This is a genomic window from Mesonia oceanica (genome assembly GCF_902499555.1).
Taxonomy (GTDB): Bacteria; Bacteroidota; Bacteroidia; order Flavobacteriales; family Flavobacteriaceae; genus Mesonia; species Mesonia oceanica.
This window is the reverse complement of the sequence record NZ_CABVMM010000004.1, coordinates 132,910-145,565: the sequence shown is the minus strand read 5'-3', so window position 1 is coordinate 145,565 and position 12,656 is coordinate 132,910. Positions and strand designations below refer to the sequence as shown.

Genomic DNA, 12,656 nt, shown 5'->3' with positions numbered 1-12,656 from the left:
CTAATCTCTTTTTTCTTGTTTTAAAATTTTAATGATTCGGTTGTAATAAATTTCAGATAAGTTCCACTCGTAACCATTAAAATTAGTCGTGTTGGTAAACTGTATAACTACCGCATCAAGATCTTTGTGGTATTCAGCAATAGTTTGATAACCGGGGATTAAACCCGTGTGATTATAGGTATAGAGGGAAGCATAAATTTTAGCTTCCCTTTCTTTAAATAAAGAACCGTCATTTAAAGCTCGTAAAAATATCCCAACATCTTCCGCTTTGGCAATCATAGATCCATAATCGGTGGTTTTTATGTCTTCTTCCACACCTACGTAATAACCACTCATCAAGCGATTCATGTCTATTTGCTGAAGAGAACCATAGGTATTCCTAAGCTGTAGCGGATTCAATATTTCTTCTTTAATGAATTGAAATTTAGAGTAGCCTACCGTTTTTTCAATCAGTTCATTGATCAATAAATAATTGGTGTTAGAGTATTCGTAATCTTCATCAGGTGGAAAATTGGCAGGTTGATCTAAAACAAGTTCAAGGATTTCTTGATTTGTTTCAGGAGGGTTGACCCAAAAATTAGGTACACTGGTGTAATTGGGAATTCCGCTGCGGTGCTGCACTAGCATTCTTAAAGTAATCTTATCAGAATTTTCAATTCGATGAGCTAATTCAGGAAAATAAGTAGCTAAGGTTTCATCTAAAGATAATTTGTTTTTGTTTACCAATTTGGTAATTGCAACAGCATCATATAACTTTCCTACACTTGCGATTTTAAATAAGGCATCGGGTTTGGCAGGAATTTTTTGTGCTCGGTTATGCCAGCCGGCAGCATAAAATCTAGAAGGTTGATTTGCTTGATTTACATAAACAATGATACCATCAAAATTTTGAGCTGTAGCTTCTTCAACTTGTTCCTGTACCGTATCTGGTAAAGGTTTTAGCCAAGCAAAAACCAATACCCAAGGCACAAAGAATAGAGAAATTACAGTCGAAACTAAGAGGGCGATTTGTAGTAATCGCTTAGATTTTTTTATTGCCATTTTTATAAAATATTCATTTTCAATATGCTGAAAAATTGTTATTCAGCTTGGCAAAATTAATCTAAAATGGCTTTATCGATAATTTTTTTGACTATATCGTCATTTTCTAGGGTTGAAATGTCACCTAAGTCGTCTGTTTTGTGAGCAGCAATTTTTCGTAAAATTCGACGCATAATCTTACCGCTTCTAGTTTTGGGCAGTTCTGGGACAAACTGAATTCTTTCTGGTTTAGCAATAGGTCCGATTACGTTAGCTACTTGTTTTTTAATTTCTTCTTTTAATTCTTCTGAAGCATCTTCCTCGTGGTATAAAATCACAAAGGCATACAGGGATTTTCCTTTTACTTCGTGTGGAAAACCTACAATAGCACTTTCTGCTACTTTTTCATGTTCGTTGATAGCGTTTTCAATAGGCGCGGTTCCTAGATTATGCCCAGAAACAATGATCACATCATCTACACGACCAGTAATTCTATAATTTCCTGAAGCATCCCGATAGGCAGCATCTCCGGTAAAATATTTACCTTTATAAGTAGAAAAGTAGGTGTTTTTATAACGTTCGTGATCACCCCAAACGGTTCGCGCAATAGCCGGCCAAGGTGCTTTTATGGTCAATATTCCTTCTGCTTTTTGGTTATTAAATTCAATTTCCTTTCCATCTTCATTCATCAATGCAGGCTGTACGCCTGGTAAGGGTAAGGTAGCAAAAGTAGGTCTGGTAGCGGTGATTCCGGCCAGCGGTGAAATCATAATCGATCCGGTTTCAGTTTGCCACCACGTATCGACAATGGGGCAATTTCCTTTTCCGATGTTGTCGTTAAACCAATGCCAAGCTTCTTCATTAATGGGTTCTCCCACTGATCCTAATACTTTTAAGGAACTTAAATCGTGCTTTTCTACGTGAGTAATGGATTGTTTTGCTAGTGCTCGAATGGCGGTTGGAGCGGTATAAAATTGGGTGATTTTATATTTCTCAATAATTTCCCAAAAGCGATTATAATCGGGATAGCTAGGAACCCCTTCAAACATTACAGTAGTCACTCCTGCAGCTAAAGGTCCGTAAACAATGTAAGAATGTCCGGTGATCCAACCTATATCGGCAGAACACCAATAAATATCATTTTTACTGGGCTGAAATACGTTTTGAAAGCTGAAAGCAGTGCCTATTAAATAACCACCGGTAGTGTGTACCATTCCTTTGGGTTTTCCAGTAGAGCCGGAAGTATATAAAATAAATAATGGATCCTCCGAATCCATTTCTTCAGCTTCATTTTGAGTAGGTACTTTTTGCAATTCATCAAACCAGAATTTATCGCGTCCCTCTTTCATGGGAGTTGGGTTGACGGTTCTTCGGTAAACAATTACGGTTTCAATAGAAGGAGTGTTTTTTAGAGCCTGATCACAAATTGCTTTTAGCTCGACAGATTTTCTTCCACGGTAATAATTGTTTGCGGTAATAAGTATTTTACATGTTGCATCGTTAATTCTGCTAGCAATTGCTTCGCTCGAAAAACCAGCAAACACAATAGAATGAATGGCACCAATTCTAGCACAGGCCAACATTGCAACAGTAAGTTCAGGAATCATAGGCATATAAATGCAAACCCGATCTCCTTTTTTTATTCCGTTATTTTTTAAAACATTGGCAAATTGACAAACTTTTAAATAGAGTTGTTTGTAAGTAATATGCCTTGACTCTTCATTTGGGTCGTTAGGTTCCCAGATGATTGCGTCTTTGTTGGGTTGCTTTTCTAGATGTCTGTCTAAACAGTTTTCGGTGATATTTAATTTTCCACCTTCAAACCATTTTACTTCCGGTTTTTTAAAATCCCAAGTTAAGGTTTTGTTCCATTTTGATTTCCAAATGAAATGATTAGCTACTTTATCCCAAAATTTTTCAGGGTTTTTTAAGCTTTCTTGGTAGGCTTTTTTATAATTGACGAAAGATTTTATTTGCAGGTTTTCATCAAAACTCATGAAGTTGGGTTTAAGCGTTTATTTTCTTTTCAATTTAAACAATTGACAAACGCTTAGCTGTTAAATAAATATGAAATTTGATGGAGTCTTATTATCGAATATAATTATATTTCGAAAATGAAAACAGTAACCATTAAAGCTTATTCACTATCTTTTCCCCAATCGATAATGTCTTGTTCAGTCCATAGCATAGGGAAGAATTTTCGTTGTTGAAATTTTGGGTGTAGGTATTTTTTCCATTGTGAACCACCGGTGGCGGCCTTGTTTTCCCCTTTTTTGTCTAAGTAATGTTGTGCGGTTTTTAAGTGAACTAAAGGCCACTCTACATTATAGTAATGATCGAAATCCCGCATAGCGTTTTTTAAATCTTCAGAGGGGTTTTTAAACGAAGCAAATTTATCTGCCAAGGTTTTTCCTTCTAGTTTTTTGGCTAATTGAATAAAACTTTCTAGGTACTTTTCTTCAAAATGCCGAAGGGTTAAGGTGCTTTTTCCTGTTTTACGGTTATAACCGGCATCACGCCAATAAATATTATCAAAATATTCTTCAATGGTAGGATTCTCACTTAAACGTGTTTTTCCATCTTCATTAATTAAATTAATTAAGGGTGTTGTGAAAATCTCGAGATACCTAAATTGGGCACTTTGGAAACCACTCGCAGGTGCTAAGGTAGACCTGAAAATGTTATACTCATCGTAATCCATTCCGAAGCGCATCACATCAAAAGAGGTCATGAGCATATTGGTATACCTTCGCAGTCGGTATACTTTGTCGATAATAATTTCTTCGGTAGGTAGGTTGTCTCCGGTAAGTTGTTTAAGCTCGTGAATCATCAGTTTTAAGACCAATTCGGTAATTTGATGATACATGATGAAAATTTCTTCATCCGGATAATCGGTTCTCGGTTTTTGTAAAGACAGCAACGAATCAACTTCAATATAATCCCAGTAATTTAGGGGTTTTGCTTGAAGAAGTCCTTTTAAATAGGTTTCGGGATTTTCGCCGAGCTTGTTGTATTTTTCTTCAAGTTTAGAAATTAATTCGTCCTTATTCATTTATAAATGTATTTGTAGCAAATTTAACAAAATAATAAAATGAACAAACAAAATGATTAGTAAAAGGATAATTTTAAAAATGTTTAAAACTTATGATATTTATTGTATTTTTAGTATTTAAGTTAAATTAATAGATATATTGTTGTTTATTGGCAGGGTTATTGATTTGTTTTTTAATGATTTTATAGTGTATGTTGTTAATATTAGCATGGAGGTTATAAATTGAAGAGTATTATTTTGGTACATTGAAAAAGTTGGCTATTTTTAGCAAATTTTTAAAGTATTATTAACGTTTAAATAAAAGTTTCACATGATTAAAGAAAAATTACTAGCTTCTTTATTATTTCTTTTATGCGGATTTTCAGTGTTCGCACAGCAAAAAACAATAACGGGAGTGGTTAGCGATGACCAAGGTATGCCTTTACCTTCTGCAAATGTCACCTTAAAAGATAATCCTCAACAAGGTACTTATACTAATTTTGATGGGGAGTTTACCATTGAAGCAAGTAGCGGAGATATTTTAGTGATTTCTGCTATAGGAATGGCTACAAAAGAAGTTCCGGTAGATGCTAAAAATGAATATCAAATATCTTTAAAGACAGATGTTTCAACATTAGATGAAGTGGTAATTACTGGTTTTGATAATGTAGAAAAACGTTTGTTTACAGGTGCTAACTCAACAATTGATGCTAAAACTTTAAAAGTTGATGGTGTCGTGGATGTTTCTAGAATGTTGGAGAATAAAGCTGCTGGTGTTAATGTTCAAAACGTAACTGGAACATTTGGAGCTGCTCCGAAAATCTCAATTAGAGGGGCGTCTTCAATTTTTGGAGATACAAAGCCTTTATTTGTAATTGATGGAGTAGTACAGGAAGATATAATTAATCTTGACTTTTCTCAATTAGCTTCTGGAGATGCTACTACATTGATAGGTTCTTCAATTGCTGGTTTAAATGCAAATGATATTAAGAATATTGAAATTTTAAAAGATGCATCAGCTACCGCTTTATACGGTGCTAGAGCATTAAATGGAGTGGTGGTTATTACTACTAAATCAGGTTTAAAAGAAACTCCAACTACTATTACCTATACTTTAGAGCAGACTGTTAGGGCTACCCCTACTTACTCGCAATATGATATACTTGATTCACAAGAAACAATGAGTATATTCAAAGAATTAGAGCAAAAAGGGTTTTTAACACAAGCTGGTGTAGTTCAATCTAGATCTGGAGGTGTTTATTACGGAATGTATAATAAGATTAATAATTTTATATCGAACGATTATAGATCTGCATACTCTGATAATGGTTTTGAAGTAACCAATAAACCAGAATATAGAAATAGATATTTACAGCAATATGAAATGGCTAATACTGATTGGTTTAATACTTTATTTGAACAATCTTTAACTCAAAACCATTCTTTAAGTTTTAGGGGAGGTGGTAAAAGCAATCAATACTATGCTTCTGTAAGTTTTTACAATGATCCAGGCCTTACAATTGCTGATGGAGTAACTAGGTTAACAACTAATTTTAAGAATACTTTTAATTTTTCTGATAGATTTAATTTAACCTTATCTTCTAAAGCTTCAAGAAGAACACAAGATGCGCCAGGTACATATGCGCAGTCTGATAATGTAGTTAGTGGTACGGTAAGTAGAGATTTTGATATTAACCCATTTAGTTATGCATTAAATACAAACAGAACCATACGACCATATGATAATAATGGTAATTTAGAATATGTTTGGGATAACTATTCTGACTTTAACATAATCAATGAATTAAGAAATAATTATATAGATCTTGAAGTTCTTGACTTTTTATTTCAAATAAATGCGGATTATGATATTACAGATAAAATTACTTATAATTTAACAGCATCAGGTCGATATGTTAAAAGTACTAATGAGCATAATGTTACAGAAGACGCAAATGCAGCTGAAGCTTATCGTTCTATGGGTACTACTATTATTCGAGATAATAACCCGTTTCTTTATGAAGATCCTGCAGATCCTACTGCTCAACCAAGATCAGTTTTGCCTTATGGAGGGATTTATATTAAGAGAGATAATACTTTAGAAAGCTATTATCTAAGAAATACTTTGAATTATAAAACAAAATTCAATGATATTCATGATTTAATTGTTTTTGTAGGACAAGATTTAAGGTATGTAGATAGAACTCAAACGTATTTTGAGGGATATGGAATACAATATAATCGTGGATATGTTCCAAATTTAGATCCAGACTTTTTTGATAAATATATCGGTGAAAGTGGTCAGTATTTTGGTAAAAATGTAGAGAGAGAGAGAACTGTAAGTTTCTTTGGTAAAGCAACATATGCTTACGATAATAGGTATGTTTTTGCGGCTACAGGGCGTTATGATGGGTCTAATAGACAAGGTAGATCTAATAGTTCAAGATGGTTACCTACTTGGTCTGTTTCCGGTAAATGGAACATTACTAATGAGGACTTTTTGGATGACTCATCAATTATTAGTAATTTACAACTTAGACCATCATATGGTTTGACAGCAACAGCAGGTCCTGCGACTAATTCTTTGGCGATATTTCAAAGTGATGTTATATTTAGAAAGTTAGTTTCTCAACGTGAAAATGTTTTGAATATTACTGATCTTCAGAATAATGACTTAACTTGGGAAAAACAATATGAAACAAATATTGGTTTAGATATTGGTTTGTTTAAAAACAGAGTTAATATAAGTACTGACGTTTATAGAAGAAAAGGTTTTGATTTGATAGATTATGTTACAACTTCTGGTATAGGTGGACAATATGTTAAAGCAATAAATAATGCTGATATGACAACAGAAGGTCTTGAGATATCTTTGAACACTACTAATATTCAAACTGATAATTTTAGTTGGAATACTACTGTGAATTTTTCTGTATTCGATCAAGAAATTACTAAACTTCAAGATAGACCAGATGTTTTGGATTTAGTTGATTTAACTGGTGGTAATGTAATTGGCTATCCTAGAAACTCTTTATTCTCTTTTGATTTTGAGGGGCTAAATAGTCAAGGTCTTCCAACATTTAATATTCCAGGTAATAATAAAATTACAGGTGCTAATTTTCAGGATAATGAGAATATTACAGATTATTTAATATATGAAGGTTCTGTAGAACCTAATCATTCTGCCGGATTATCTAATACTTTTAATTATAAAAATTGGAGTTTAAATTTCTTTATATCATCATCTTGGGGTAATAAAATTCGTTTAAAGCCTACTTATAGTAGTACTTATTCAGATTTAGATGTATTTACTAAGGATTATGCAAACCGTTGGTTATTGCCGGGCGACGAAAATAGTACCAATATTCCTGTAATAGCGGACAGACGTTTAGTTGAACAAAATCCGAACTTAAACAGAGCTTATAATGCATACAACTATTCTACGCAACGAGTTGCAGACGGAGGATTTGTTAGGATGAAAAATATTTCTCTATCATATAACTTCCCATCAGAATTGTTAGATAAATTAGGAGTAAATACATTTTCATTGAAGTTATTAACTACAAACCCATTTTTAATTTATTCTGATGATAAATTGAACGGTCAAGATCCAGAGTTTTTCCTTTCTGGAGGTGTAGCTTATCCTATTTTAAAACAATATACACTGAGCTTAAATTTAAGTATTTAAAAAAAATTGAAATAAAAATATGAAAAACATAAAATTAATTTTTCCATTAATTGGACTGATACTTCTGACATCTTGCGAAGATTATCTCTCAGAAACTCCAGATAATCGTACCGTAATTGATAGTGAAGAAAAAATAAAAGAACTATTAGTTGGGGCTTATCCTACTAACGCATACGCACCATTTTTAGAACCAATGACAGATAACTATGGTGATAAAGGAAATTTAGAGGAAACAACAGATGATTATTTAAAATCCTATTCTTGGGAACCGGTAATCAATGATCAACAGGATACTCCTATTGGTTTTTGGTCAGAGACTTATTCAGCGATTGCTCAAGCTAACCAAGCATTAGCATCTATATCTGAATTAGAAGGTGGAGAATCAGATTTAAGTGGTGAAAAAGGAGAGGGTTTATTAGCAAGAGCTTATGGTCATTTTATGCTTGCAAATATTTGGGGTGAACATTACGATCCTCAAACAGCAGCATCTAATTTAGCAATTCCATATGTTTTAGAACCAGAAACTGAAGCAATAAAGCAATATTCAAGAGCTACAGTAGAAGAAGTTTATAATTTGATTGAGAAGGATATAGAAGAAGGGTTACCTTTATTGGAAAATGATTATTCTCAACCAGACTATCATTTTACTCCGGCAGCAGGTTTTGCTTTTGCTTCCAGATTTTATTTGTATAAAGGAGACTGGGATAAAGTGATCGAATATTCTTCTGAAATTTTAAATAATGCTGATGAGAGAATAAGAGATTGGGAATACTATGTAGATAATTTACAAATTAGTCAAATAGGAGCTGAGGTTATGAGCCCAAGTGAGCCTTCAAATCTACTTATAGTTGTTCCTGTATCTAATATATATGAAGATTTTGCAATTAATAGATTTGGATTAACAGAAAATAAAAAAGAAGAATTATTTGATGCATCTAACCCCTATGGAAAAGACTGGGCGTATCAAGTAGTTTTCTTTTCTAATGGTGGTTTAACCAATACTATAAATAAATATGATTTTATTTTTGAATATACAGATATCACTGCGGGTATTGGTTATAGAAGAACTTCTGTAGCATTATTAACTCACGATGAAAGTTTGTTAGCAAGAGCAGAAGCATATGCTATGAAAAATGATTTTGCGGCTGCTGTTCAAGATATTAATGCGTTTTTGTCTAATAAAACAAGAAATTATAATCCTGTTACAGATCAATTAACTGAAGAGGATATTTTAAATGAATATCCAAATGCTGAAGAGTATAATCCTTATTACTCACTTACTGAAAATCAAGCATCTTTTGTTAAATTTATAGCAGAAATGAGAAGAAGAGAATTTTATATGGAAGGATTACGTTGGTTTGATATAAAACGTTTCCATATTCCAGTTACTCACGATTTTATAGATAAGCCAACTGATATTTTAACAGACAATGATAACAGAAGGCTGTTACAGATTCCGCCTAGTGCAGTATCGTTCGGATTACAACAAAACCCAAGATAAAATAAATTATTATGAAAATTAACATGTATAAAATATTATTACTGTTATCTATTACAGCTTTCATTAGCTGTAGTGAAGATGATGAAATAAATGATAAAAGTATTTTAGATACTGCAACTCCAGAATTATCTGAGTTAGATCAATGGATAAGACAGGAATATGTAAATCCTTATAACATAGAAGTTATATATGAGTGGAGCGAATATGAATTTTCTATTGAGCGATATTTATATCCTGCAACTAAAGAAAATGTTCAGCCTGCTTTAGAGGTGGTGAAACATATTTGGATAGATAGCTATACAGAAGTTGGAGGTGAAGATTTTGTAAAAAATATTGCACCAAGACAATTAGCTCTTTCTGGCGGGTTTAATACAAATCCAGAAGGTACTATAACCTTAGGTTTTGCAGAAGGTGGAAAAAAAATAGTGTTATTTAATGTTGATTTTATAGACTATAGTAGTAGAGAAAATATTCAAAGATTTTTAAATACTATTCAACATGAATATACACATATATTAAATCAAACAAAGCCTTTTAACGAACAAGCTTTTGGAGAAATAACACCTACCAGCTATAATCCTAACTGGTATGAAGAGACAGATTCAGCTGCTAATGAAGAGGGATTTGTAACTGCATACGCTAGTTCTTCAATAATAGAAGATTTTGCTGAAATGGTTGCCACTTTCTTAAAATATGATAATGATGGGTGGAATGATTTTATTGATAATATATCAAATCCACAAGCTAGACAAGATATTAGAGCTAAAGAATCTATGATGGCAGAATATTTTAATCAAGCATTTGGTATTGATGTTTATGAGCTACAAGCCATAGTTCAAGAACATACTGATGAAGTTATTTAATAATATTAAAAAAAGTACAATGAAATATATATATAAATATACTTTTATTCTCTTACCGTTAGTTTTTTTCCTTATATCCTGTGAGGACAATAATGATCCTGAAGATATTTTTGAAAAAGACTCAACAGAGAGATTAAATGAACAAGAAAAAGAACTGAGTGAGCTTTTACAATCTTCTGAATATGGATGGAAGATGACATATTTCACTGATGATCCTCGATATACCAATAATGATCAACAGTTGGGAGGATGGACTTTTATATTTGATTTTGTAGATAATTCACATGTAGTTATGGTGTCAGATTTTTCTAATCAGACATTAACGCCAAATGAAAGTGAATATAATATAAAATTAGGTTCTACCATAAAGTTATCATTTTCAACAAAAAATTATATTCATGATCTTTCCGATGCAAATAATGCTCCTTCTTCTTCTTTAACAGGTAAGGGATATAAAGGGGATTTTGAGTTCCTTTACTACGGTCAAGAAGGAGAAGATTTAATTTTTAGATCTAACAGATTTCAAATTGAAATTCGTTTTCAAAAAGCTACTGCGGAAGATTGGGAAAATATTTCAGAAAATATAGAAACAGAAGTTATATTACAATCATCAGGAGAATTGCAATTAGAAATTAGCAATAATGGAGAAATTAATGTTTATGATTTAGCATTTAGTCCTGCTACTAGATATGCAACAAATATAGACAGTACTGATTTATCTTTTGGTGTAGGTTACAAAGAAGAGAATTTAAAAGTTATAAAACCAATTCCTGTTGGTGATAAGTTAGTTACAGATTTAGTTTATGATTCAGAAAATAATTGGTTTATTTCTGAACTTGAAAACGGTGATTATGTAAAAATTATTTTAGGTGATCCTATACTTGTTAGTGATGTAGTAAATGATTACTATTTTGGCGCACTTGCTGCTTCTGGCCATCCAATAAATGAATCTTCAGATGCTTTTATTGATATATTTCTTGAAGCAAGAGAACTAGCTTCAGCTGAAACAGGTCTTGAATTATATGGTTTTTTCATTGTACCTGATTTTGGTTTCATACAATATATCTTTCTTGATGACGCCGGAAATGATACAAGACCAAATAGGTTGATTAGTAATTATAGTGTAGATGATTCTACCGGAACCTTAACTTTACAAGATGGTGGTTGGCAAAATGCTACAGGGGAATCTTTTGGTAATACGTTAGATGGATTCCATGATGTATTATTTAATAGTCAAGGTTTGAGAGTTGCTCCTACTGGAACATTTTATAATGGAGGTCCTGTATTTTATTTAATTAGTAATGAGGATTCTTCTATTAGTATAGGTACAAATGGTATTCTGTATTAATAATTTTATTATACTTTTTCATAAAAAGCTGCCATATTTTGGCAGCTTTTTTTATGTCTTTTATTTATACTTAAATCAAAACTCTTCATAACTTTTGTTGGAAGTTTTTTAAGAAACTTACTACTTTTACAATTCTTTAAATAGAAAATTATGGCAGAAGATAAAATAGAAAGAATAAAATGTTTAATTATTGGTTCTGGACCTGCAGGATATACAGCGGCGATTTATGCTTCTAGGGCAGATTTAAAACCGGTAATGTACACTGGGATGGAGCCTGGCGGGCAACTAACTACCACTACTGAAGTAGATAACTTTCCAGGTTATCCAGAAGGAATCGATGGACCTACAATGATGGTTCAACTTCAACAGCAAGCAGAACGTTTTGGTACCGATGTAAGAATAGGAATGGTTACTGAAGTTGACTTTGCAAAAGAAGTAGGCGGTATTCATAAAGCATGTATTGATAACTCGAAGTGGGTAGAAGCAGAAACCATAATTATTTCTACCGGTGCAACTGCTAAGTATTTGGGATTACCTAGTGAACAGCGTTTACGTGGAGGAGGGGTTTCAGCCTGTGCGGTTTGCGATGGTTTCTTTTATAAAGGTCAAGAAGTCGCCATTGTTGGTGGTGGAGACACTGCTGCAGAAGAAGCTACTTACTTAGCAAATATCTGTTCAAAAGTGACGATGTTGGTAAGAAAAGATGAAATGAGGGCGTCTAAAGCTATGCAACATCGTGTAACTAGTACTAAAAATATAGATTTACGCTATAATTCTGAAGTTGATGAAGTTTTAGGAGACCAAGTAGTAGAAGGACTTCGTATCGTGAATAATGAAACTGGAGAGAAAGAAGATATTAGTATTACTGGTCTTTTTATTGCCATCGGGCATAAACCAAATACAGATATTTTTAAAGGTCAGTTAGATATGCATGATGATGGTTATTTAATTACTAAAGGTAAATCTACCAAAACCAATATCCCCGGAGTTTTTGCAAGCGGAGATGTACAAGATAAAGAATACAGACAGGCAGTAACAGCAGCAGGAACCGGCTGTATGGCAGCCTTAGATGCAGAGCGTTACTTAGCTACTGTAGAAAGCGAAGAAGAAGTTTCTGCTTAAGGAATAAAATTTAAATTCAAAAAAAGTCACCAAATCTTGGTGGCTTTTTTATTCTAGAGCAGAAATCCTATAGAATTACTTGG

The 12,656-nt window shown here is 32.8% G+C and carries 8 protein-coding genes; 5 read left to right on the top strand and 3 right to left on the bottom strand.

What is annotated here, in order from left to right; translation table 11 throughout:
- The 3 genes from FVB9532_RS06105 to FVB9532_RS06095 form a co-directional block, all read right to left on the bottom strand.
- Positions 1-1,041, bottom strand: a complete 1,041-nt coding sequence (locus FVB9532_RS06105; protein WP_150544321.1) for a serine hydrolase domain-containing protein — start codon at positions 1,039-1,041, stop codon at positions 1-3.
- Positions 1,042-1,097: 56 nt separating this feature from the next.
- Positions 1,098-3,017, bottom strand: a complete 1,920-nt coding sequence (gene acs, locus FVB9532_RS06100) for an acetate--CoA ligase (protein WP_150544320.1) — start codon at positions 3,015-3,017, stop codon at positions 1,098-1,100.
- 140 nt (positions 3,018-3,157) lie between these two features.
- Positions 3,158-4,072 carry a tryptophan 2,3-dioxygenase family protein gene (locus FVB9532_RS06095; protein WP_150544319.1) on the bottom strand — a complete coding sequence of 305 codons (915 nt, stop codon included), beginning with the start codon at positions 4,070-4,072 and terminating at the stop codon, positions 3,158-3,160.
- Between the two features lie 310 nt (positions 4,073-4,382).
- On the opposite strand from FVB9532_RS06095, the gene FVB9532_RS06090 reads away from it, so the two are divergent.
- From FVB9532_RS06090 to trxB, 5 genes are all read left to right on the top strand, one after another.
- Positions 4,383-7,739: a SusC/RagA family TonB-linked outer membrane protein gene (locus FVB9532_RS06090; RefSeq protein WP_228482260.1), complete on the top strand. Its 3,357-nt coding sequence runs from the start codon at positions 4,383-4,385 to the stop codon at positions 7,737-7,739.
- 19 nt (positions 7,740-7,758) lie between these two features.
- Positions 7,759-9,240 carry a RagB/SusD family nutrient uptake outer membrane protein gene (locus FVB9532_RS06085; RefSeq protein WP_150544318.1) on the top strand — a complete coding sequence of 494 codons (1,482 nt, stop codon included), beginning with the start codon at positions 7,759-7,761 and terminating at the stop codon, positions 9,238-9,240.
- A gap of 11 nt (positions 9,241-9,251) precedes the next feature.
- A complete protein-coding gene (locus FVB9532_RS06080) occupies positions 9,252-10,103 on the top strand; it encodes a substrate import-associated zinc metallohydrolase lipoprotein (protein ID WP_150544317.1) in 852 nt (283 codons plus the stop codon).
- Between the two features lie 19 nt (positions 10,104-10,122).
- Positions 10,123-11,451 carry a DUF4302 domain-containing protein gene (locus tag FVB9532_RS06075; RefSeq protein WP_194716497.1) on the top strand — a complete coding sequence of 443 codons (1,329 nt, stop codon included), beginning with the start codon at positions 10,123-10,125 and terminating at the stop codon, positions 11,449-11,451.
- 150 nt (positions 11,452-11,601) lie between these two features.
- The gene (gene trxB / locus FVB9532_RS06070) at positions 11,602-12,573 is read left to right on the top strand and encodes a thioredoxin-disulfide reductase (RefSeq protein ID WP_150544315.1); all 972 of its coding nucleotides are present in this window, start codon (positions 11,602-11,604) and stop codon (positions 12,571-12,573) included.
- Positions 12,574-12,656: the final 83 nt, after the last annotated feature.